Raw genomic sequence first — 21598 nt, forward strand, 5'->3', positions numbered from 1 at the left:
CTTCCCCTCAGATCCGGAATGCCAGGACGACCGCGACGAGCACGACGATGCCCGCGACCATGGTGGACGCGTAGGACCGGACGTACCCGTTCTGGAGCTTGCGCAGGACCTCGCCCGAGCTCGCCACCAGGCGGGCCAGGCCGGTCGCGGCGCCGTCGACGACCTGGCGGTCACCGTAGACGAGCGAGCGGGTCAGGTACTGACCAGGTCGCATGAGCAGACCCTCGTTGACCTCGTCCTGGTAGAGGTCGCGACGCGCGGCGCGGGTGAGCACCGATCCCCGCGGCGGGACGACCGCGACCGGTGAGGCCGCGTACTGACGCCAGGCCAGGAAGCCACCGGCGAGGACCAGGAGGATCGTCGCGCCCATGATGACCGGGATCGGCAGCACCGGGTCGTGGTGCTCGGTGTGCCCGACCACGGGCTCGAGCCAGTGGACGAAGCCGTCGCCGATGGCCAGGAGACCGCCGAGGGCGATCGAGCCGACCGCCAGGATGATCATGGGCCAGATCATCAGGGCCGGGGACTCGTGCGGGTTCTGGGCGTGCTGGCCCGCTGCCGGCGCACCCTCGGTGCCGGTCCAGCGGCGGGTGCCGTGGAAGGTCATGAAGTACAGGCGCGACATGTAGAAGGCCGTGATCCCGGCTCCGACGAGGGCGACCGTGCCGAAGACCCACGGCTGCCAGCCCTGGCCGTCAGCCGTCGCGAAGGCCGTCTCGATGATCTTGTCCTTGCTCCAGAACCCGGAGAAGGGCGGCAGGCCGAGGATCGCCAGCCAGCCGGCGGCGAAGGTGATCCAGGTGATCTTCATGTACTTGCGCAGCTCACCGAACCGGCGCATGTCGACCTCGTCGTGCATGCCGTGCATGACCGACCCGGCCCCGAGGAACATCCCGGCCTTGAAGAAGCCGTGGGTCACGAGGTGGAAGATCGCGAAGGCGTAGCCGATGGGGCCGAGGCCGGCGGCGAGCATCATGTAGCCGATCTGGGACATCGTCGAGGCCGCGAGGGTCTTCTTGATGTCGTCCTTGGCACAGCCGACGATCGCACCGAACAGCAGGGTGATCGCACCGATGATCGCGACGACGAGCAGGGCGTTCGGCGCCCCGGCGTACACGGGGGCCGAGCGCACCACGAGGTAGACCCCCGCCGTGACCATGGTGGCCGCGTGGATCAGGGCCGAGACCGGCGTCGGGCCGGCCATGGCGTCCCCGAGCCAGGCCTGGAGCGGGAACTGCGCGGACTTGCCGCAGGCCGCGAGCAGCAGCATGAGGCCCGCCGCGGTCAGCAGGCCCTCGTTGGCACCGCCCGCGAGGGAGAAGACCGTCTCGAAGTCGGTCGCGCCGAAGGCCCCGAAGAGGATCATGATCGCGACGAGGAGCCCGAGGTCGCCCACCCGGTTGGCCACGAAGGCCTTCTTGGCGGCGACAGCATTCGGCATCGAGTGGTTCCAGAACCCGATGAGCAGGTACGAGGCGAGGCCCACGCCCTCCCAGCCGACGAAGAGCAGCACGTAGCTGTCGGCGAGCACCAGCAGGAGCATCGCCGCGACGAAGAGGTTGAGGTAGGCGAAGAACCGCCGGCGCGACGCGTCGTGCTCCATGTACGAGACCGAGTACACGTGGATGAGCGTGCCGACGAAGGTCACGAGCATCACGAAGGACAGCGAGAGCGGGTCGATCCGCAGGCCGGCCGCCAGCTCGAAGGAGCCCGCCGTGATCCAGTCGAAGAGGTGCAGGTCCTGGACGCGCTCCGCGGCGGGGGCGCTCAGGGTCGCGACCATGAGGACGGCACCGACGAGGAAGGCCGAGCCCGAGGCCAGGACCCCCAGCCAGTGCCCCCAGCGGTCGGTGCGGCGGCCGCCGAGCAGCAGCACCGCAGCGCCGAGCAGGGGCAGGGCCACCAGCAGCCAGGCCACGGTGAACACCCCCGTCGCGGGGATCGCCGCCTCACCCACGGTGGCCGTGGGGAGGGAGACGAGAGCAGACGTCAGCACGGGCGCTCCCTCAGCTCTTCAGCAGGTTGGCGTCGTCGACCGAGGCCGAGCGGCGGGTACGGAAGATCGCGACGATGATCGCGAGGCCGATGACGACCTCGGCGGCGGCCACGACCATGACGAAGAAGGCCACGACCTGACCGCTCAGGTCACCGTGGATCCGGGCGAAGGTCACGAAGGCGAGGTTCGTCGCGTTGAGCATGAGCTCGACGCCCATGAAGACGATGATCGCGTTGCGCCGCAGCAGCACCACGGTCGTGCCGATCGAGAAGAGGATCGCCGCGAGGACCAGGTAGTTCGTCAGGTTCATCGGTTGGGCTCCTCACCCGTGATCGACCGATCGGGGGGAGCCGCCCCGGTCGCGTCGGCATCGCCGGTGCTCTCCTCGGCCTCGGTGAGGTGCGGGGCGTCGGGTCCCTGGAAGGCGGCGACCTCGGAGACCGCACGCTCCTGGCCGCGGACCCGCAGCACGCGCGGCACCGAGCTGTCGAGCGGACGCCCGTCGGGCCCGAGGGCCGGGACGTCCATGGCGTTGCTCCGGGCGTAGACGCCCGGGGCGGGCAGCGGGGTCAGCACGGTGCCGGCGGAGACGCGGGCGTCCGCGCGCTCCTTCTGCCCCACGCGGCGGGTGAGCCGCTGGCGGTGGGTCAGCACGAGCGCGCCCAGGGCTGCCGTGATGAGCAGGATGCCGACGACCTCGAGGGCGAAGACGTAGTCGCCGAAGATGATGCGGGCGACGCCCACCGCGTTGGTGTCGGCGTTGGCGGCCTCGAGGCCGACCGGGGTCATGTCCGCCGCGGTCAGGACCACGCCGCTCAGCACCCCGGCGAGGCCCAGGCCCAGCAGGACGCCGACCCAGCGCTGCCCGGCGATCGTCTCGACGAGGGAGTCCGAGGAGTCCACGCCGACGAGCATCAGCACGAACAGGAAGAGCATCATCACCGCGCCGGTGTAGACGATCACCTGCACGACGCCGAGGAAGGGGGCCTCCTGCGCGACGTAGAGGATCGCGAGGCACACCATGACGAGCACGACGCTCATCGCGGCGTGCACCGTCTTGCGGGCGAAGAGCAGGCCCAGGGCCGCGAGGACCATCACGGGGGCGATGAACCAGAAGAGGACCTCCTCCCCCGTGCTCGTGCGTCCGGTCTCGGCCAGGGATGCCAGGACGGGGGCCGCGGGCAGCGAACCCAGGGCCACGGCGGACGCGCTCATCGGGCCTCGCTCTGCTCGTGCCCGGCGGGCCGCAGCGCCGCGAGCGACTCGTCCTCGGGGCGCCACTGAGCGACCCAGTCGATCTGCTCGGGGACGGGGCCCGCCACGTCGCCGCGGTAGTAGTCGTCGTCCTCGGTACCCGGGACCATCGGGTGCGGAGCGGCGAGCATGCCGTCGCCCAGGGGGGCGAGCAGGTCCTGCTTCTCGTAGATCATCCCCCGCCGCGTGGGACCGGCGAGCTCGTAGTCGTTCGTCATCGTGAGGGCACGCGTGGGACACGCCTCGATGCACAGCCCGCAGAAGATGCAGCGCAGGTAGTTGATCTGGTAGACGCGGCCGTACCGCTCGCCGGGCGAGAACTGCGCGTCCGGGGTGTTGTCCGCGCCCTCGACGTAGATGGCGTCCGCGGGGCAGGCCCAGGCGCACAGCTCGCAGCCGATGCACTTCTCGAGACCGTCAGGGTGCCGGTTGAGCTGGTGCCGACCGTGGTAGCGAGGCTTGGTCGGGACCTTCTCGTACGGGTACTGCTCGGTCACCGTCGGCTTGAACATCGACGCGAAGGTCACGCCGAAGCCGGCAGCCGGCGCGAGGATCTCGCCCAGGCCGGACTTGCCCGGCAGGAGCGACTCGTACTCGGCGGCCGGGCGCGGGGCGCCGACCTCGCCGGCCTGGTCGCGCCGGGTGATGTCGTCGTCAGCCACGGGGCTCCTCCTCCTCGCCGTCGGACGGCTGGTCGGTCGTGCTGGCGTCGGCCTCGGCCGTGAGGACTGCGGTCGCGGTCCTCTGCTCGGTCTCCTCGGCCAGGCGCGCTCGGCGTCGGGGCGAGGGGGGCAGGGTCTGCCCCGGCAGCGGCGGGACAGGGTATCCACCTGCGAAGGCGTCGAACTCCTCCGGCTCGCCCTCCGTGGCCGGTGGTGCCTTCTTCTCGGGGATGAGGAAGGAGAGGCCGATCGCGACCACCGCGACCACGCCGAGGGCGATGAGCAGCGTCTGCAGGTCGATGTCGGTGAACTGGCGGACGCTCTGCACCGCGGCGACCATGACGATCCACACGAGGGCCGCGGGGATGAGGATCTTCCAGCCGAACTTCATGAACTGGTCGTAGCGGAAGCGCAGCAGCGTGCCGCGGATCCACACGAACAGGAACATGAAGGTCCACAGCTTGGCGAGGAACCAGAGCAGCGGCCACCAGCCCTCGTTGAACATCCCGTCGTTGATGAGGTGCAGCCCGAAGGGGGCACGCCACCCGCCGAAGAAGAGGGTCGTCGCGATCGCCGAGACGTTGAGCATGTTGATGTACTCGGCGAGGAAGAACCATGCGAACTTCATCGAGGAGTACTCGGTCATGAAGCCCGAGACGAGCTCTCCCTCGGCCTCGGGGAGGTCGAAGGGCAGGCGGTTGACCTCACCGACCATCGAGATGAAGTAGATGACGAAGGCCGGCAGCAGCGGCAGGAACCACCAGATCTGCTCCTGCGAGGCCACGATCTGCGAGGTCGACATCGACCCGGCCAGGATGAAGACGCTGACCAGGGACAGGCCCATCGCGAGCTCGTAGGAGATGACCTGCGCCGTCGAGCGGACCCCGCCGAGCAGGGGGTAGGTCGAGCCCGAGGCCCAGCCTCCCAGGACGATCCCGTACACGCCGAAGGAGGCGGCGGCCAGGATGTAGAGCACCGAGACCGGGAAGTCGGTCAGCTGCAGCGGCGTCACGACGCCGAAGATCGACACCTCGGGACCCAGCGGGATGACCGCGAAGATCAGCAGCGAGGCGAAGACCGAGATCATCGGTGCGAGCAGGTAGAGCACCTTGTCCGCGGCCTTGACGTTGATGTCCTCCTTGAGCAGGAGCTTCATCGCGTCGGCCAGGGACTGCAGGAGCCCGAAGGGCCCGTGCACGTTGGGCCCGGGGCGGATCTGCATCCGCGCCACGACCTTGCGCTCGAACCAGATCGCGACGAGCACGCTCGTGAGCAGGAACACCACGACGCCGACGGCCTTGATCGCGACGATCCACCAGGTGTCGTTGCTGAAGTCCGCCCCGGTGGCCACGGCCACCTGGGTCGGCACGAGCGTCAGGCCCGGCATCAGAGCGTCCCTCCGTCGTCGGCGGCGGTCGTCGCCGTCGTCACCGTCGAGGCCGCAGCGACCTCGACCACGGCACCGGCGTCGACCCCGAGGGTACGGCGCACGGCCGACCCCACCGAGTTCGTCGGCAGCCAGACCACGCCGTCCGCCATCGGGGTCACGGCGACCGGCAGGGTGACCTGCCCGCGAGGCGTGCGCACCGTGATGCCCTGCCCCGAGGCGATCCCGAGCCGGTCGGCGTGCGTGGCCGAGACCCGCGCGACGGGGCGCTGGGAGGTGCCCGCCAGGAAGGCCTCGCCCTCCTGGCAGCGACCTGCGTCGAGCAGCAGGTGCCAGGTCGCCAGGACGGCCTGACCGGCACCCAGGGCGGGAGGCTCGACCGCGGCAGCGGCCGGAGCCGCGACGCGCCCGCCGTCCCAGCCACCGAGCTGGTCGATCTCGGCGTGGACCTCGGTCGTGGTCGCCAGGCCGAGCTGGACGTCCATCGCGTCGGCGAGGGCGTCGAGCACACGGTGGTCGGCCATCGAGGTCGAGGTGAGCGCCTGGGGGAACGGCCGCGGGCGACCCTCCCAGTTGAGGAACGTGCCGGCCTTCTCGACCGGGGGCGCCACGGGCAGGACCACGTCCGCGAGCTCGGTCACCGCCGAGGCGCGGACCTCGAGGGAGACGAGGAAGCCCACGGCCTCGAGGGCTGCGCGGGCCCCGGCGGGGTCGGGCAGGTCGGCCGGGTCGAGACCGCCGACCACGAGGCCGCCGAGCTCACCGGACCGGGCTGCCGCGAGGATCTGCTCGGCGTCACGGCCCGGCTCGGCCGGGAGCCTCTCGACGTCCCAGGCCGCGCCGACGTCGACCCGCGCCTGCGGGTCAGCCACGGGGCGCCCACCCGGCAGCAGGGTCGGCAGGGTGCCGAGCTCGACACCGCCGCGCTCCCCCGCGCGACGGGGGATCCACGCCAGGCGGGCCCCGGTGCGCTCGGCGAGGCGGAGCACCGCGCTCAGCCCGCCCGGGACCGTCGCCAGACGCTCCCCGACCAGGATCACTGCCTCGGGGCCCAGGGCCTCGGCGACCGCCGAGACCGAGGACTCGCTCGAGGTGCCGACCGCGTCGAGCACCTCGGGCTCGGTCCCGGGGACCGCCTGGACCAGGGTGCCGTCGAGGCGCTCGAGGCCACGGCTCGCGAAGGGGGCGACCGAGAAGACCTTCGTGCGACCGCCCTGGACACCCTTGCGGAGCCTCAGGAAGGTGATGCCGCCCTCGTCCTCGGCCTCGAAGGCCACCAGCAGCACCGTGGGTGCGTGCTCGAGGTCGGCGAAGGTCACGGACATCCGCGACCCGGCGACGTGGTGACCGAGGAAGGCCTCCTCCTCGGCCGAGGCCGGACGCGCACGGTGGTCGACGTCGTTGGTGCCGAGAGCGACCCGCGCGAACTTCCCGTAGGCGTAGGCGTCCTCCATCGTCAGTCGGCCACCAGGCAGCACGCCGACCCCGCCGGCGGCGCGGGCGGCCGCGAGGCCCTCGGCCGCGGCCTCGAAGGCCTCGGCCCAGCTCGCGGGGCGCAGCTCGCCGCGGGTCCCGTCCGCACCGGGCTCACGGACCATCGGCGCGGTGAGCCGGTCGGCCAGGCCCTGCCAGGGGAAGCCGAAGCGGTCCTTGTCGCTGATCCACTCCTCGTTGACCGCGGGGTCGTCCCCCGCGAGGCGGCGCAGGACGACGCCGCGTCGGTGGTCGACGCGGATGGCCGCGCCGTTGGAGTCGTGCTCCGCGATGCCCGGGGTCGAGACCAGGTCGAAGGGGCGCGACCGGAACCGGTACGCGGCGCTGGTCAGGGCTCCGACGGGGCAGATCTGCACCGTGTTGCCCGAGAAGTAGGAGGCGAAGGGCCGGCCCGAGGTGTCGACCGTGGCCATGCCCGCGGGCCCGGCCGGGTCGGCGGGGTCGGTCGAGGGCAGGCCCGTGGCAGCACTGATCGGCGTGCCGTCGGGCTGGACCCCGCGGTAGACCTCGGCCGGCTCGCTGCCCGCGAAGCCGAGCACGCCCGGGTCGAAGATGCCGATCTGCTGCTTGACCCCACGCTGCTGCAGGTCGATGAACGGGTCGCCGGCGATCTCCTCGGAGAAGCGGGTGCAGCGCTGGCAGAGCACGCAGCGGTCCCGGTCGAGCAGGATCTGGGTCGAGATCGCGATCGGCTTGGGGAAGGTCCGCTTGACGTCGTGGAAGCGGCTCGTGCCTCGCCCGTTGCTCATCGCCTGGTTCTGCAGGGGGCACTCGCCGCCCTTGTCGCAGGTGGGGCAGTCGAGCGGGTGGTTGATGAGGAGCAGCTCGAGCACGCCGTGCTGGGCCTTGTCCGCCACGGCCGAGCTGCGCTGGGTCTTGACGACCATGCCCGGGGTGGCCTCGAGGGTGCAGGAGGCCTGCGGCTTGGGCATCGGCCGGACGTTGCCCTCGCGGTCCGGGGCGGCGACCTCGACCAGGCACTGCCGGCAGGCGCCCACCGGGGCGAGCAGCGGGTGGTCGCAGAACCGGGGGATCTGGATCCCGATCTGCTCGGCGGCGCGGATGACCAGGGTGCCCTTGGGCACCGCGACCTCGACGTCGTCGATGGTGAACGTCACCTGGTCGGCCGGGGCGGGGGTGCTCCCCGAGGTCCCGGTCTTCGGTGTCGTCGTCGTCATGCTCCCACCGTTCCTGCTGCCGTCCCGGACAGCGCTCGGACGTCCGAGCGCCGGGGTGTGTACTCGAAGAGGGCCGAGGCGGCCGGGTCGAGGGGGCAGCCACCGCCGGTCACGTGGGCCTCGAACTCCTCGCGGAAGAGCGCGATGCCCGAGGTGATGGTCGAGGTGGCGCCGTCGCCCAGGGCGCAGAAGGAACGACCCAGGATGTTGTCGCACACGTCGAGGAGGGTGTCGAGGTCCTCCATGGTGCCCTGGCCGTGCTCGATCCGTCCGAGCACCTGCTTGAGCCAGTACGTGCCCTCGCGGCAGGGCGTGCACTTGCCGCAGGACTCGTGGGCGTAGAACTCGGCCCACCGGGTGATCGCGCGGACCACGCAGGTGGTGTCGTCGAAGATCTGCAGGGCCCGGGTCCCGAGCATCGAGCCCGCGGCCCCGACCGACTCGTAGTCGAGGGGCACGTCGAGGTGCTCGGCCGTGAACAGCGGCGTCGAGGACCCACCCGGCGTCCAGAACTTGAGCTCGTGGCCCTCGCGGACCCCGCCGGCCATCTCGAGCAGCTCCCGCAGGGTGATGCCGAGCGGGGCCTCGTACTGGCCGGGACGCTGGACGTGGCCCGAGAGGGAGAAGAGGCCGAACCCGGCCGACTTCTCGGTACCCATCGAGCGGAACCAGTCCACCCCGCCGGTGATGATCGCCGGGACCGAGGCGATCGACTCGACGTTGTTGACCACGGTCGGACGCGCGTAGAGACCCGCGACGGCCGGGAAGGGGGGCTTGAGCCGAGGCTGGCCGCGCCGCCCCTCGAGGGAGTCGAGCAGCGCCGTCTCCTCGCCGCAGATGTACGCCCCCGCCCCGGCGTGCACCGTGACGTCGAGGTCGTAGCCGCTGCCGAGGATGTTCTTGCCGAGGTAGCCCTTCTCGTAGGCCTCCTCGACCGCGCGGAGCAGCCGCCGGTAGACGTGCAGGATCTCGCCGCGCACGTAGATGAAGGCGTGGTCGCAGCCGATCGCGCGCGAGGTGATCGCGACACCCTCGATGAGCATCTGCGGGGACGCCATCATGAGCGGCGTGTCCTTGCAGGTGCCGGGCTCGGACTCGTCGGCGTTGACCACGAGGTAGCGCGGCCCGCCGTCAGGGGCGGGCAGGAAGCTCCACTTGAGGCCGGTCGGGAAGCCGGCGCCGCCACGGCCGCGCAGCCCCGAGTCCTTGACCGCGGTGACGATGTCCGCCGGGTCCATCTCGAGGGCCTTGCGCAGGCCCTGGTAGCCGCCGTCGGCCTCGTAGGTCGCCAGGGTCCAGGACTTCTCGGCGTCCCAGTGGTGGCTCAGGACCGGGCTCAGGGTGCTGCCCATCACGTCTCCTTGCTCGCGTCGCGACCGGTCGTGGTGTCGGACGTGCCACCCGAGGGCGGCGCGGACGGGGTGTCGACGCTGGACTGCTCGCCGCCGGCCTCCGGGGCCACGGGGGCGTCCTGCCCGGCAGCGGACGGCCCGCCGTCGGCCGCGCCCGCGCTGCTCTGCGAGGGGGCCTCCCAGCCCTGCTCGCGGGCGAGCCGGCGACCGACCAGGGTCGGCTCCCCTGCGCCCACGCCCTCGTCGGCGCGGCCGTCGTGGAAGCCCGCGAGGACGCGGGACATCGCCTTGAAGGAGCAGACCGAGGAGGCGCCGCGGGTGGGTGCGACCTGCTCGCCGGCGCGCAGCCGGTCCACGACCTGCTTGGCCGAGTCGGGGGTCTGGTTGTCGAAGAACTCCCAGTTGACCATCATCACGGGCGCGTAGTCGCACGCCGCGTTGCACTCGACCCGCTCGAGGGTGACCTTGCCGTCCTCGGTGGTCTCGTCGTGGCCCACGCCGAGGTGCTCGGAGAGCTCGTCGTAGATCGCGTCCCCACCCATGACCGCGCACAGGGTGTTGGTGCAGACCCCGACGGTGTACTCGCCGTTGGGGTGGCGCTTGTACTGGGTGTAGAAGGTCGCCACGGCCGAGACCTCGGCGGTGCTGAGCGCGAGGGTCCGGGCGCAGAAGGCGATCCCGTCGGGGCTCACGTAGCCGTCCTCGGACTGCACGAGGTGCAGCAGCGGCAGCAGGGCCGAGCGAGGGTCGGGGTAGCGCGCCGTGGCGGCCGCGGCGTCGCGCTCGAGGCGCTCGAGCTTGGCCCCCTCGTAGGGCTCGTAGGTCGTGCTCGCCATCAGCGGTCCACCCCTCCCAGGACGGGGTCCAGCGCGGCCACCGAGACGACGACGTCGGCCACCTGGCCGCCCTCGCACATCAGGGAGACCGCCTGGAGGTTGTTGAAGGACGGGTCGCGGAAGTGCGCCCGGTAGGGGCGCGTGCCGCCGTCGGACACGAGGTGCACCCCGAGCTCGCCGCGCGGGTGCTCGACGCTCTGGAACACCTGGCCCGCCGGCACCCGGAAGCCCTCGGTCACGAGCTTGAAGTGGTGGATCAGGGCCTCCATCGAGGTGCCCATGATCTGCTTGATGTGGTCGAGGGAGTTCCCCATGCCGTCCGCGCCGATCGCGAGCTGCGCGGGCCACGCGATCTTCTTGTCCGCCACCATGACCGGCCCGGCGCCCATGGCCTGCAGCCGCTCGACCGTCTGCTCGACGATCCGCAGGGACTGGTAGCACTCCTCGAGGCGGAGCACCACGCGGGAGTAGCTGTCGGCCTCGGTCGAGGTGGGGACCTCGAAGTCGTAGGTCTCGTACCCGCAGTACGGGTCGGCCTTGCGCACGTCGTACGGCAGGCCCGCCGAGCGCAGCACCGGGCCGGTGATGCCCAGGGCCATGCAGCCCGCGAGGCTGAGGTACCCGACGTCGACCATGCGGCCCTTGAAGATGGGGTTGGCGAGCATGAGGTCGCCGAGCTGGGCGAGGTAGTCGCGGACCTTGGGCAGCGCCTCGCGCACCGTGTCGAGGGCACCGGGCGGGATGTCCTGCGCGACGCCGCCGGGGCGGACGTACGCGTGGTTCATGCGCAGGCCCGTGATCAGCTCGAAGATCCGCAGGATCTCCTCACGGGCCGTGAACCCCGTGGTCATGATGGTCGTGGCGCCGAGCTCGTTGCCGCCCGTCGCGATCGCGACCAGGTGCGAGGCCACGCGGTTGAGCTCCATGAGCATGACCCGGATGACCGTGGCCCGCTCCGGGACGTCGTCGGTGATGCCCAGGAGCTTCTCGACCCCCAGGCAGAAGGCCGTCTCCTGGAAGAACGGCGCGAGGTAGTCCATGCGGGTGCAGAACGTGGGCCCCTGGGTCCACGTCCGGTACTCCATGTTCTTCTCGATGCCGGTGTGGAGGTAGCCGATGCCGCAACGCGCCTCGGTCACCGTCTCGCCGTCGATCTCGAGCATGAGGCGGAGCACACCGTGGGTCGAGGGGTGCTGGGGGCCCATGTTGACGACGATGCGCTCCTCGCCGAGGCGCGCGGCCTCCTCGGCGATGTCGGACCAGTCGCCGCCCGAGGCCTCGAAGGACGGGACGCCCTCGGCGGACTCGTCGACGATGTGCGCGCTCGCGCGGGGGGTCTGCGTGTCGCTCATCAGTTGTACGACCTCCGCTCGTCGGGCGGAGGGATGCTCGCGCCCTTGTACTCCACCGGGATCCCGCCGAGCGGGTAGTCCTTGCGCTGGGGGTGCCCGGGCCAGTCGTCGGGCATCTCGATCCGCGCGAGCCCGGGGTGCCCGTCGAAGACGATCCCGAAGAAGTCCCAGGTCTCACGCTCGTGCCAGTCGTGCCCGGGGTACACACCCGTGGTCGACGGGATGTGCGGATCGGCCTCGCTCACGGCGACCTCGAGCCGCAGACGGCGGCTGTGGGTGACCGAGACCAGGTGGTAGACGGCGTGCAGCTCGCGGCCCTCGTCGTGCGGGAAGTGCACCCCCGAGACGCCCAGGCCGAGCTCGAAGCGCAGGTCCTGGTCGTCGCGCAGGGCCTGGCACACGGGCACGATGTGGTCGCGACGCACGTAGAGGGTGAGCTCCTCGCGGTCCACCACGACCTGCTCGACGGCGGCCTCGAAGGACGACCCGCCCTCGGTGAGGACCTCGGCCAGGATGTCGACGACCTCGTCGAACCATCCGCCGTAGGGCCGCTCGCTCGCCCCGGGCATCGCCACGGTGCGCACGAGCCCGCCGTAGCCCGAGGTGTCCCCCGACCCCTGTACCCCGAACATGCCGGTGCGCACGTCCACGACGTCGAGCCGGGTGCGCTCACCCGGGCCCGCGGGCAGGTTCTGCGACCCGGCCTCGAGGGCTGCCTCGCTGGTCTTCTGCGGGGTCGTGGCGGCCTCGGTGCCGACCGGCGCGCTGCCCGCCTTGGCCGCGGCCGAGGCGTCCTTGGCCTCCTGCGGGGCGGCGGCCTGCGCCGCAGTCGTCTCCTCGGTCGGCGCCAGGGTGTCGTCCTTGGGCTGGTCCTGGGGCTCGTCGCTCACCGCAGCAGGCCCTTCATGTCGGAGGTGGGAGTCGCCTCGAGCGCGGCGGCCTCGGCGGCGCGGGCCGCCTCCTCACGGTTGACCCCGAGCGGCTCGGCCTGGATCTGGTCGTGCAGGGTGAGGATCGCGTTGAGCAGCATCTCGGGCCGCGGCGGGCAGCCGGGGAGGTAGATGTCCACCGGGACGACGTGGTCCACGCCCTGGACGATCGCGTAGTTGTTGAACATGCCGCCCGAGGACGCGCAGACGCCCATCGAGATGACCCACTTGGGCTCGGCCATCTGGTCGTAGACCTGTCGGACGACGGGGGCCATCTTCTGGCTCACCCGCCCTGCGACGATCATCAGGTCGGCCTGCCGCGGCGAGGCCCGGAAGACCTCCATGCCGAAGCGCGAGATGTCGAACCGCGAGGTGCCGGCGGCCATCATCTCGATGGCGCAGCACGCCAGACCGAAGGTCACCGGCCACAGCGACGCCTTGCGCATGTAACCGGCGAAGTTCTCGACCGTCGTCAGCAAGAAGCCGGACGGTGCGTCCTCGATACCCATGTCGTTCCTCCTCCCTCGTCCTTCGTCAGTCCCACTCGAACCCGCCACGGCGCCACTCGTACACGAAGGGCACCGTGATCAGGACGAGGAAGGTCATCATCGCGACGACCCCGAACAGGGCGAGCTCGCCGAACGCGACGGCCCACGGGTACATGAACACGACCTCGATGTCGAAGATGATGAAGGTCATCGCCACGAGGTAGTACTTGATCGGGAACCGGCCACCACCCACGGCGTGGGGGGTGGGGTCGATCCCGCACTCGTAGCCCTCGAGCTTGGCCCGGTTGTAGCGCTTGGGGCCGATGATCGCGCTCGCGCCGACACCACCGAGGGCCAGCACGGCGGCCACGCCCATGAGGACCAGGATCGGGACGTACGGGTTGCTCATCGGGCCCTCCGGTCGAGCGGTCGAGGTGTGGCGAGTCCGCGGGTCCGGCCCAGGCTCGGCCCCGGCGCCTTCGCCGAGTGTGGACGGGTCATGCTGCGGGCGCAATCCGGGTCAGCGCGGAGATGAACCGGTCCGACAGGTCCCCACCACGGGGCTCGTAGACGTCGGCCAGGAGCTTGAGGGTCAGGCGCATCAGCGCCGGGCGCGGCAGGCCGTGGCGGGTGCAGATGCGCATCACCTCGGGGTGCTCGATCAGCTTCACGAAGACCCTGCCCAGGCTGTAGTAGCCGCCGAGCTCCTCGGCCATGATCCGCGGGTAGGTGGCCAGCGTGCTCTCGCGGGCCGAGTCCGTGGTGCGCGAGCGGGCCTGCGCGACGACCTCGGCGGCACGGCGCGCGCCCTGCATGGCGTAGGCGATGCCCTCGCCGTTGAAGGGGTTCACCATGCCCCCGGAGTCCCCGACCAGCATGAGGCCGCGCGAGTAGTGGGGCTTGCGGTTGAAGCCCATGGGCAGAGCCGCGCTGCGCACGGGACCGACCTGGTTCTCCGGGGTGAACTCCCACGAGGCCGGGGTGTTCGCGACCCACCGCTGGAGCAGGTCCTTGTAGTCGATCTTGGTGGTGGTCGCCCGCGAGCTCACGCTGCCCAGGCCCACGTTGGCCGTGCCGTCACCGAGGCCGAAGATCCAGCCGTAACCAGGCATGAGGTTCGAGCGGCCGGGCTCGCCGTCCCAGAGCTCGAGGTGGCTCTCCATCCAGTCGTCCTGGTGGCGGGGGGTGCGGAAGTACGTCCGGACCGCGACACCCATCGGCCGGTTCGGGTTCTTCTCGATGCCCAGGGCCAGGGCCAGGCGACCCGAGACGCCGTCGGCCGCGATGACCACGGGGGCCCGGTAGGTCTGCTCGTCACCGGCCCGGCGCCCGTCGACGTCGACCGGGCGGGCGGTCACGCCCACCACGCGGCCCGTCCGCTCGTCGACCACGGGGCCGGTCACGCTGCGCTGCTCGAGGATCGTGGCCCCGGCCGCGACGGCGTGCTTGGCGAGGGTGTCGTCGAAGTCGCGACGGGTGCGGCTCACCCCGTAGCTGGGGAAGGCGTCGAGGTCGGGCCAGGGGAGCTCGATCCGGTGGCCGCCGCCGTAGACCCGCAACCCCTTGTTGCGGATCCAGCCGTCCTCCTCGCGCATGGGCACGCCCATCGCGACCAGCTCACGGACCGACCGGGGGGTGAAGCCGTCCCCGCACACCTTCTCGCGCGGGAAGGCCGTCTTCTCGAGCACGAGGACGTCGAGGCCCGCCATCGCGAGGTAGTACGCCGCGGTCGACCCGGCAGGGCCAGCACCGACGACGATGACGTCGGCATCGTCGCGCTGCGTCACAGTCCCCACCCCAGCCTCGTTCCCTTGTGAAGGGTTTCACGAACCAAACGTCCCAAGTCTATCGACGGCCTCGGGACGTGTCTGTTAAGGCTTGCCTTCCTTGGGACCCTCAGCCCTTGCGCGGGGCCTCGGTCCCCTCCCGCGGACGGGTCCCCCGGTGCAGCGCGACGATGCCGCCGCTGAGGTTGCGGAAGGCGACCTCGTCCCAGCCCGCCTCGCGCACGACGCGGCCCAGACCCTGCTGGTCCGGCCAGGCGCTGATCGACTCGGCGAGGTAGGCGTACGCCCCCTCCTCGCGCGAGACCGCCCGTGCGAGGGCCGGGAGGGCACGCATCAGGTAGCCCGAGTACAGGGTCCGCAGCGGGCGCCACACGGGGGTCGAGAACTCGCACACCACGAGCCGCCCACCCGGTCGTGTGACCCGCAGCATCTCGCGCAGCGCAGCCGCGGTGTCCACGACGTTGCGCAGGCCGAAGGAGATCGTGACCGCGTCGAAGGAGGCGTCCGCGAACGGCAGCCGGGTCGCGTCCCCCGCCGTGAAGGGCAGGTCGGGGCGGCGGGCCTTGCCGACCCCGAGCATCCCGACCGAGAAGTCGCAGGGCACCACGTGCACCCCGGCGTCCGCGAAGGGCTCGCTCGAGGTGCCGGTCCCGGCGGCGAGGTCGAGCACCCGCTGCCCGGGGACGGCGCCGACGGCCTCGATCGTCGCGACGCGCCAGCGCCGGTCCTGGCCCGCGGAGAGCACGTCGTTGGTGAGGTCGTAGCGGTGGGCGATGCCGTCGAACATCGCCGCGACCTCCTGGGGCCGCTTGGCCAGGCTTGCGCGCATGGGCCCAGTCTCGCAGAGCGCGCCCCGTGGCCCGCGCCGGAGCACCCCGCCGGCGGTCCTAGGCTTGTCCTCGATGAGCACCGACCCGACCGCGGCCGTGGGTGCGGGCCCGGCCCGCAGCCTCGCCGGACCGTTGGTCTCGCGCACCGTCGCCGTGGACCCCGGCTCCCTGCCGGCGGACCTCCTCGACCTGCTGCCCGCCGAGGGCGGTCTGGCCTGGCTGCGTCGTGGCGACGGGCTGGTCGCCTGGGGTGAGGTCCTGCGCGTCGAGACCCACGGGGCCGAGCGGTTCACCGAGGCCGACCAGGCCTGGCAGGAGGTCACCGCCCACGCCGTCGTCCGCGACGAGGTGCGGCAGCCCGGCACCGGGCCCGTGGCCTTCGGGTCCTTCGCCTTCTCGGCCGGATCCCCCGCGGGCGGCAGCCTCGTGGTGCCGCGCACCGTGGTCGGCCGCCGCGCCGGCACGGCCTGGATGACCGTGCTCGACGTCGGTGCCGTCACCGGGTCCCCCACGCTCCCGACCGCCGCGACCCCCGCCACCTCCCCGGGGGAGGTCGAGATGACCGACGGCGCCCTCGACGCCGCGGGCTGGCAGCAGGCCGTGGCCCGCGCCATCGGGGAGATCCGCGCCGGGCGCCTGGACAAGGTGGTGCTCGCCCGCGACGTCGTCGCGCGCACCAGCGCCCCCCTCGACCCCCGCTGGGTGCTGCACCGGCTCTCCGCGGGCTACCCGTCCTGCTGGACCTTCGCCGTCGGCGGGCTGCTCGGCGCGACCCCCGAGCTGCTGCTGCGCAGCGAGAAGGGCCTGGTCACCTCGCGCGTCCTGGCCGGGACCATCCGCCGCACCGGGGACGACGACGCCGACCTGGCCCGTGCCGCGATCCTCGCCCACTCCTCCAAGGACCTCGAGGAGCACGAGTACGCGGTCGACTCGTTGAGCCGGACCCTCGGGCCGTTCTGCTCCTCGACCAACGTGCCCGAGACCCCCTTCGTGCTGCACCTGCCGAACGTGCTGCACCTCGCGACCGACGTGACCGGGGTGCTCAGCACCAGCGGTGGCAGCGGGCAGTCCGCGGGGCAGACCCCGGGAGCGCCCTCAGGGCACCCCTCGAGCCTGAGCATCGCGGCGGCCCTGCACCCCACGGCCGCCGTGGCCGGGACTCCGACCGACCAGGCCTGCCGTCTCATCGAGGAGATCGAGGGCATGGACCGCGGCCGGTACGCCGGCCCGGTCGGCTGGATGGGCGCCGACGGCGACGGCGAGTGGGGCATCGGCCTGCGCTCCGCCGAGCTCGACCCCCTCGACCCGCACCGGCTGCGGCTCTTCGCCGGGTGCGGGGTCGTCGCGGCCTCGGACCCTGCCGCCGAGCTCGCCGAGTCCGAAGCCAAGCTCGAGCCCATGCGCCACGCCCTCGGCGACGACGGGTCACCGAGGGCGTAGCCGGTCATCACCCGGCCCCGGGCGGCTCAGCCGCGGTCGAACGGGTCCCACGGGTCGCCGGGGACGACGCCCTCGCTCCCCGAGCCGCTGCGGCCGCCCTCCTGGGAGCCCGAGTTCTCCGCCGTCACCTCGTCCCGCGCCGCCAGGACCGCCGTCAGGTCGCGGGTCTCTCCCTGCCGGACCACCGTGAGGCTCACCTGCTCCCCCGCGGTGTGCTCGCGGACGTAGGCGGTCAGGGACTCGGCCCCGCTCACGGCGTCGCCGTCGATCGCGACGACGACGTCCTCCGGGGCGAGCCCCGCCTCGTCCGCGGGGGACCCAGGGGTGACCTCGCCGACGACGGCCCCCAGGCGGGTGGTCCCGTCCGAGGTCGCGGTGCCGTCACCCAGGGTGACCCCGAGGAAGGCGTGCGAGGCGGTGCCGTCCTCGAGCAGCTCGGCGGCGACCCGGTCGGCCAGGTTCACCGGGATGGCGAAACCGAGCCCGATCGACCCCGTCGAGGAGCCCGACCCGCCGCTCGAGAGGCTCGCGATCGAGGAAGTGATGCCCACGACCTCGCCCGAGGCGTCGAACAGCGGCCCCCCGCTGTTGCCCGGGTTGATCGCGGCGTCGATCTGGATCGCGTTGGTGACCACGGGCTCGTCCGCGGAGTCCGAGGCGGTCGTGACCGGACGGTCCAGGGCCGAGACGATGCCCGTGGTGACGGTGCTGTCGAGCCCGAGCGGGTTGCCGACGGCCATCACCCCGGCGCCGACCTCGAGCGCATCGGAGTCCCCGAGCACGGCCGGGACCAGGTCCGTCGGCGGGTCCACGAGGGCGACGACGGCCAGGTCGGTGGTCGGGTCCGCGCCGACGAGGGTGGCCTCGAAGACCCGGCCGTCCGCCAGGGTCACCCGCAGACCGTCGTCGACCGCGTCGCCCACCACGTGGTCGTTGGTCAGGACGTGGCCCTCGGCGTCGACCACCACCCCCGAGCCCTCCCCTGATCCCGAGCCGGTCCGCACGTCGATCGCGACGACGGACTCGCGCACCGCGGCCGCCACGGCCTGCCAGTCGGGCTGCCCGGCGGCGGACCCTGCGACGGGCACCGTCTGGGACTCCTGCTGCTCGAGGGTGGCCGTGGTGGTGGCCTGGGAGGGCGACTGCTCGGGGGCGAAGGCACCGGTCAGGCCCGCGGTCGCGACGCTCGCCACGAGGGCCGCGGCCGTCGCGGTCGAGACCAGCGCGAGCCAGGGGGTGGGGCGTCGGTCCCGGACCTCGACCGGTCCTGGTCCCGCGGCAGGGGCGGCGGGGTAGGCGTCGGGACGCTGCGAGGGCTCGGGGCGCTGCGGGTGCGGGGGGTGCTGCGGGTGCTGCGGGTGCTCGGTGCTCATGGTGCCTCCTGGGTCGATGGGCACCATGAGACCTCGGCCCGCTTGCTGTTCCCTGGGCTCCACCTGGGAGCTTCCTGGGAGCCGGTCAGCCCTCCCGCGACCGGCCCGCGAGCGCGAGGTCGACCGCCTCCCGCACCGCGCGGGTGAGGCGCTGCCCCGCGGCGCGCCGGTCGGCGCGGTTCACCCGCACCTCGACCACGCTGACCCCCCGGACGGGCACGGCGAGCTCGGCCTCCAGGGCGGCGCGGTCGGCCACGAGGCTGTGCCGGACGCCGTAGCCTGCGCACAGCGCCCCGAGGTCGGCGCCGTGGGGGGTCGCGAAGACCCGCTCGAAGGTCACGGCGCGGTCGGGCTCGCCGTGCTCGAGGGTCGCGAAGATCGAGCCGCCGTCGTCGTTGGCCACCACGAGGGTCAGGTCGGGCCGTGCCTCGAGCGGGCCGACCAGCAGGCCCCCGACGTCGTGCAGGAAGGTCAGGTCGCCGAGCAGGGCGTGCACGGGCCGCCCCGCCCCCAGGGCGACCCCGGCGGCCGTCGAGACGGTGCCGTCGATCCCGGCGAGCCCGCGGTTGGCCAGGACGGTCGGCGGCTCGTCCCAGGCGGCGACGAGGTCGAGGTCGCGCACAGGGTTGCTCGAGCCCACCACGAGCAGGTCCTGCGGCCCGAGGGAGGCCGCGAGCGCCCGGGCCAGCCCCGTGCCGGTCAGCGCGGTCTCGGTCGGACCCGTGCCCGTTGCCGCCCGCTCGACGGTCTCGAGGGCTGCTCGCCCCGCCGTCTGCCACGCCCCGAGCCAGGCCGCGTGCCGGGGGTCGGCCGCCCTGGGCTCGAGCCACCCGTCGGGTACGGCGTCGAGCACCTCGGCAGCACCACGGGCCGCGTCGGGCCAGTCCCGCCCGGTGGGGGCGACGACCACCGTCTCGACGTCCTCGCGGGCCAGCAGGGCCTGCACGGGACGGCTCAGCGTCGGCCGGCCCAGCACGACGGCCCTCTCGACCGCACCACCGAGCTCGGGGTGGGCGAGCAGCAGGCGGTACGCCGCGACGGCAGCAGCTCCCCCGCGGGCCCCCGAGGAGGGCTCGGCGAGCAGGGGCCAGCCCCGCGCCTCGGCCAGACGTCGGGCGGCAGGGCCTGCCCCGTCCCCGGCCACGACCACGGTGCGCTCCACCGCCTGCCCCGCGTCCAGCTCCACCGTCGGGGGGCCCACCGTGGAGGGCGCGGACCCGGGGACGACGACCAGCCCCGCCCGGGACGGCGCGGGCCACGGGGCGCCGTCGGGCACCAACGGGTCTCGCAGGGCGATGTTGAGGTGGACCGGGCCGGGGTCCCGGGTGCGCGCCCCCTCGGCAGCGGCCACCGCCCGGCTGGCCGCGTGCCGCAGGTCGCGGTCCTCGCCCGGTCGCCCGGTCGGGGCCGGCAGGTCGAGGGTCAGACGGACGGGCTCGAGCAGGCCGACCTGCTGGGTGGTCTGGTTGGCCCCCGTGCCCCGCAGCTCGTGCGGGCGGTCGGCCGTGAGGAGCAGCAGGGGCAGGCCGGCGTGGTGGGCCTCGAGGACGGCGGGGTGCAGGTTCGCGACGGCGGTGCCCGAGGTCGTCACCACCGCGACGGGACGCGGATCGCCGGTCGCCCGGGCCCCCCGGGCGATGCCCAGGGCGAGGAAGGCCGCGTCGCGCTCGTCGATCCGGACGTGCAGGGCGACGGCCGGTGCCGCGGGGTCACGCTCCCGGGCGGGGCGCGCGGCCTCGGCCACGGCGTAGGCCAGGGGGGCGCTGCGCGAGCCCGGGGAGAGCACCACCTCGCGCACCCCCAGCGCGGCCAGGGCCTGCAGCAGGACGCGCGCAGCGCGGGTCGAGGCCCCGGCGGCCGGGTCCGCGGTCCCTGACGCGGTCATCGTTCCTCCAGAGCGCTCACGGACGCGGCGCGGGCACGCCAGCGCGCCGCCAGGTCGGGGTCCGCGGCATGCTCGACCAGCATCCCGGGCGAGGGGACGGGCCGGCGGACGGTGATCGCGCCGTCGACGGGGAGCAGCGGCTCGGCGACCACGTCATGGGTCAGGAGCTGCGCGGTGGCCAGCCCGCAGGCGTACGGGAGATCAGGCAGCGCGGCGGCGAGGGCCAGCCCGGCCGCGAGGCCCACCGAGGACTCGAGGGCCGAGGACACCACGACGGGCAGCCCGACCTGCTCGGCGAGCTCGAGGCAGGCTCGGACCCCGCCGAGGGGCTGCACCTTGAGGACCACGACGTCGGCGGCCTCGGCCCGCACCACCGCGAGGGGGTCCTCGGCGCGGCGGATCGACTCGTCGGCAGCCACCGGCACAGACGTCTGACGACGCACGGTCGCGAGGTCCTCGACGCTCGCGCAGGGCTGCTCGACGTACTCGAGCCCGCCCGCGGCCCGGTCCAGCACCTGGAGCCGCGCGACCGCGGTCTCGACGTCCCAGGCCCCGTTGGCGTCGATCCGGATCCGCCCACCGGGCCCCAGGGCCTCGCGCACGGCCTCGAGGCGCTCGACCTCGTCGTCGACCCCCTGCCCGGGCTCGGCGACCTTGACCTTGGCCGTGCGGCAGCCGGCCGAGCGCCCGACCACGGCCCGCGCCGTGACGCCGTCCACCGCGGGCACCGTGACGTTGACCGGCACCCGGTCGCGGACAGCCGCCGGCCAGCCCACGTCGGCGGCCTCGCGGGCCGCCCGCCACCAGGCGAGGGACTCGGCGTCCTGGTAGTCCCAGAACGGGGAGAACTCCCCCCAGCCGGCCTCCCCCTCGAGCAGGACGCCGTCGCGCGCCGTCAGGCCACGGAACCGGGTGCGCAGGCCGACCCGGTAGACGTGCAGCGCACGACCAGCCCGAGCGGGGCGCGCACCAGGGGGCGCGAGGTCGGTCACTCGACCACCGTACCGACGGGCTGCGCGGGCTCGGCACCGAAGACGTGCAGCCCCACGATCCCCGCGACAATGAGGACCAGGGAGAGGATCTTCCCGACGCTCACCACCTCCCCGAGGACCGCCATGCCGACCGTCGCCGTGACCGCCGCACCGATGCCCGTCCACACCGCGTACGCGACCCCGACCGGCAGCGTGCGCAGGGCCCACCCCAGCCCGAGCATGCTGAAGGCCAGCAGCACCACGAAGGCCGCCGAGGGCCACGGCCGCGTGAAGCCCTCGGAGGCCTTGAGGCTCAGCGCCCAGCCCGCCTCGAGCACACCCGACACGATCAGCACGGCCCAGGCCACGGCACACCTCCCGAGT

The 21598-nt window shown here is 73.0% G+C and carries 19 protein-coding genes; 1 reads left to right on the forward strand and 18 read right to left on the reverse strand.

Going from position 1 to position 21598, the window contains the following annotated elements; genetic code table 11:
- Positions 1 to 7: 7 nt before the first annotated feature.
- The 14 genes from nuoL to J4G33_RS11525 form a co-directional block, all read right to left on the reverse strand.
- Complete coding sequence (gene nuoL / locus J4G33_RS11460) at positions 8 to 1957, reverse strand: NADH-quinone oxidoreductase subunit L (protein ID WP_372435052.1); 1950 nt, start codon at positions 1955 to 1957, stop codon at positions 8 to 10.
- Positions 1958 to 2006: 49 nt separating this feature from the next.
- Positions 2007 to 2306, reverse strand: coding sequence for an NADH-quinone oxidoreductase subunit NuoK (gene nuoK / locus J4G33_RS11465; protein ID WP_208056101.1), 300 nt, complete (start codon positions 2304 to 2306; stop codon positions 2007 to 2009).
- Positions 2303 to 3211, reverse strand: a complete 909-nt coding sequence (locus J4G33_RS11470) for an NADH-quinone oxidoreductase subunit J (RefSeq protein WP_208056102.1) — start codon at positions 3209 to 3211, stop codon at positions 2303 to 2305. The genes nuoK and J4G33_RS11470 overlap by 4 nt, the downstream gene beginning before the upstream one ends.
- Positions 3208 to 3831 (reverse strand): NADH-quinone oxidoreductase subunit NuoI, encoded by a 624-nt coding sequence (gene nuoI, locus J4G33_RS11475; RefSeq protein ID WP_243759028.1) that lies wholly within the window; start codon positions 3829 to 3831, stop codon positions 3208 to 3210. The genes J4G33_RS11470 and nuoI overlap by 4 nt, the downstream gene beginning before the upstream one ends.
- A gap of 73 nt (positions 3832 to 3904) precedes the next feature.
- On the reverse strand, positions 3905 to 5299 hold the full coding sequence (nuoH, locus tag J4G33_RS11480) for an NADH-quinone oxidoreductase subunit NuoH (RefSeq protein WP_208056103.1): 1395 nt from the start codon (positions 5297 to 5299) through the stop codon (positions 3905 to 3907).
- Positions 5299 to 7971, reverse strand: coding sequence for an NADH-quinone oxidoreductase subunit G (locus J4G33_RS11485; RefSeq protein ID WP_208056104.1), 2673 nt, complete (start codon positions 7969 to 7971; stop codon positions 5299 to 5301). The genes nuoH and J4G33_RS11485 overlap by 1 nt, the downstream gene beginning before the upstream one ends.
- Positions 7968 to 9323, reverse strand: coding sequence for an NADH-quinone oxidoreductase subunit NuoF (gene nuoF / locus J4G33_RS11490; RefSeq protein ID WP_208056105.1), 1356 nt, complete (start codon positions 9321 to 9323; stop codon positions 7968 to 7970). Before nuoF ends, J4G33_RS11485 begins: the two co-directional genes overlap by 4 nt.
- Positions 9323 to 10159: an NADH-quinone oxidoreductase subunit NuoE gene (gene nuoE / locus J4G33_RS11495; protein WP_208056106.1), complete on the reverse strand. Its 837-nt coding sequence runs from the start codon at positions 10157 to 10159 to the stop codon at positions 9323 to 9325. The genes nuoF and nuoE overlap by 1 nt, the downstream gene beginning before the upstream one ends.
- Positions 10159 to 11511 carry an NADH-quinone oxidoreductase subunit D gene (locus J4G33_RS11500; protein WP_208056107.1) on the reverse strand — a complete coding sequence of 451 codons (1353 nt, stop codon included), beginning with the start codon at positions 11509 to 11511 and terminating at the stop codon, positions 10159 to 10161. The genes nuoE and J4G33_RS11500 overlap by 1 nt, the downstream gene beginning before the upstream one ends.
- A complete protein-coding gene (locus tag J4G33_RS11505; protein WP_208056145.1) occupies positions 11511 to 12200 on the reverse strand; it encodes an NADH-quinone oxidoreductase subunit C in 690 nt (229 codons plus the stop codon). Before J4G33_RS11505 ends, J4G33_RS11500 begins: the two co-directional genes overlap by 1 nt.
- A gap of 197 nt (positions 12201 to 12397) precedes the next feature.
- Complete coding sequence (locus J4G33_RS11510; protein WP_208056108.1) at positions 12398 to 12949, reverse strand: NuoB/complex I 20 kDa subunit family protein; 552 nt, start codon at positions 12947 to 12949, stop codon at positions 12398 to 12400.
- A 25-nt stretch (positions 12950 to 12974) separates the two neighbouring features.
- Entirely contained in the window at positions 12975 to 13337 is a 363-nt protein-coding gene (locus tag J4G33_RS11515) for an NADH-quinone oxidoreductase subunit A (protein WP_208056109.1), read from the reverse strand.
- An 88-nt stretch (positions 13338 to 13425) separates the two neighbouring features.
- Entirely contained in the window at positions 13426 to 14724 is a 1299-nt protein-coding gene (locus J4G33_RS11520; RefSeq protein WP_208056110.1) for a geranylgeranyl reductase family protein, read from the reverse strand.
- Positions 14725 to 14824: 100 nt separating this feature from the next.
- Complete coding sequence (locus J4G33_RS11525; RefSeq protein WP_208056111.1) at positions 14825 to 15544, reverse strand: demethylmenaquinone methyltransferase; 720 nt, start codon at positions 15542 to 15544, stop codon at positions 14825 to 14827.
- 73 nt (positions 15545 to 15617) lie between these two features.
- On the opposite strand from J4G33_RS11525, the gene J4G33_RS11530 reads away from it, so the two are divergent.
- Positions 15618 to 16985 (forward strand): isochorismate synthase, encoded by a 1368-nt coding sequence (locus J4G33_RS11530; RefSeq protein WP_208056112.1) that lies wholly within the window; start codon positions 15618 to 15620, stop codon positions 16983 to 16985.
- Between the two features lie 26 nt (positions 16986 to 17011).
- Here the strand turns inward: J4G33_RS11530 and J4G33_RS11535 are convergent, their stop codons facing one another.
- From J4G33_RS11535 to J4G33_RS11550, 4 genes are all read right to left on the reverse strand, one after another.
- Positions 17012 to 18358, reverse strand: coding sequence for a S1C family serine protease (locus tag J4G33_RS11535; protein ID WP_243758976.1), 1347 nt, complete (start codon positions 18356 to 18358; stop codon positions 17012 to 17014).
- 85 nt (positions 18359 to 18443) lie between these two features.
- On the reverse strand, positions 18444 to 20243 hold the full coding sequence (gene menD / locus J4G33_RS11540; protein WP_208056114.1) for a 2-succinyl-5-enolpyruvyl-6-hydroxy-3-cyclohexene-1-carboxylic-acid synthase: 1800 nt from the start codon (positions 20241 to 20243) through the stop codon (positions 18444 to 18446).
- Positions 20240 to 21235 carry an o-succinylbenzoate synthase gene (locus tag J4G33_RS11545; protein ID WP_372435049.1) on the reverse strand — a complete coding sequence of 332 codons (996 nt, stop codon included), beginning with the start codon at positions 21233 to 21235 and terminating at the stop codon, positions 20240 to 20242. Before J4G33_RS11545 ends, menD begins: the two co-directional genes overlap by 4 nt.
- Complete coding sequence (locus J4G33_RS11550; RefSeq protein ID WP_208056115.1) at positions 21232 to 21582, reverse strand: DMT family transporter; 351 nt, start codon at positions 21580 to 21582, stop codon at positions 21232 to 21234. Before J4G33_RS11550 ends, J4G33_RS11545 begins: the two co-directional genes overlap by 4 nt.
- Positions 21583 to 21598: the final 16 nt, after the last annotated feature.

This window comes from Actinotalea soli, from assembly GCF_017565425.1.
Classification (GTDB): Bacteria; Actinomycetota; Actinomycetes; order Actinomycetales; family Cellulomonadaceae; genus Actinotalea; species Actinotalea soli.

Bases quoted from the DNA above. Each gene is read 5' to 3' on its own strand.
- menD (WP_208056114.1), bottom strand. From the start codon at position 20,243: ATGACCGCGTCAGGGACCGCGGACCCGGCCGCCGGGGCCTCGACCCGC.
- nuoE (WP_208056106.1), bottom strand. From the start codon at position 10,159: ATGGCGAGCACGACCTACGAGCCCTACGAGGGGGCCAAGCTCGAGCGC.
- nuoF (WP_208056105.1), bottom strand. From the start codon at position 9,323: ATGGGCAGCACCCTGAGCCCGGTCCTGAGCCACCACTGGGACGCCGAG.
- nuoK (WP_208056101.1), bottom strand. From the start codon at position 2,306: ATGAACCTGACGAACTACCTGGTCCTCGCGGCGATCCTCTTCTCGATC.
- J4G33_RS11470 (WP_208056102.1), bottom strand. From the start codon at position 3,211: ATGAGCGCGTCCGCCGTGGCCCTGGGTTCGCTGCCCGCGGCCCCCGTC.
- J4G33_RS11535 (WP_243758976.1), bottom strand. From the start codon at position 18,358: ATGAGCACCGAGCACCCGCAGCACCCGCAGCACCCCCCGCACCCGCAG.
- J4G33_RS11500 (WP_208056107.1), bottom strand. From the start codon at position 11,511: ATGAGCGACACGCAGACCCCCCGCGCGAGCGCGCACATCGTCGACGAG.
- J4G33_RS11510 (WP_208056108.1), bottom strand. From the start codon at position 12,949: ATGGGTATCGAGGACGCACCGTCCGGCTTCTTGCTGACGACGGTCGAG.
- J4G33_RS11530 (WP_208056112.1), top strand. From the start codon at position 15,618: ATGAGCACCGACCCGACCGCGGCCGTGGGTGCGGGCCCGGCCCGCAGC.
- J4G33_RS11525 (WP_208056111.1), bottom strand. From the start codon at position 15,544: ATGCGCGCAAGCCTGGCCAAGCGGCCCCAGGAGGTCGCGGCGATGTTC.
- J4G33_RS11515 (WP_208056109.1), bottom strand. From the start codon at position 13,337: ATGAGCAACCCGTACGTCCCGATCCTGGTCCTCATGGGCGTGGCCGCC.
- J4G33_RS11485 (WP_208056104.1), bottom strand. From the start codon at position 7,971: ATGACGACGACGACACCGAAGACCGGGACCTCGGGGAGCACCCCCGCC.
- nuoH (WP_208056103.1), bottom strand. From the start codon at position 5,299: ATGCCGGGCCTGACGCTCGTGCCGACCCAGGTGGCCGTGGCCACCGGG.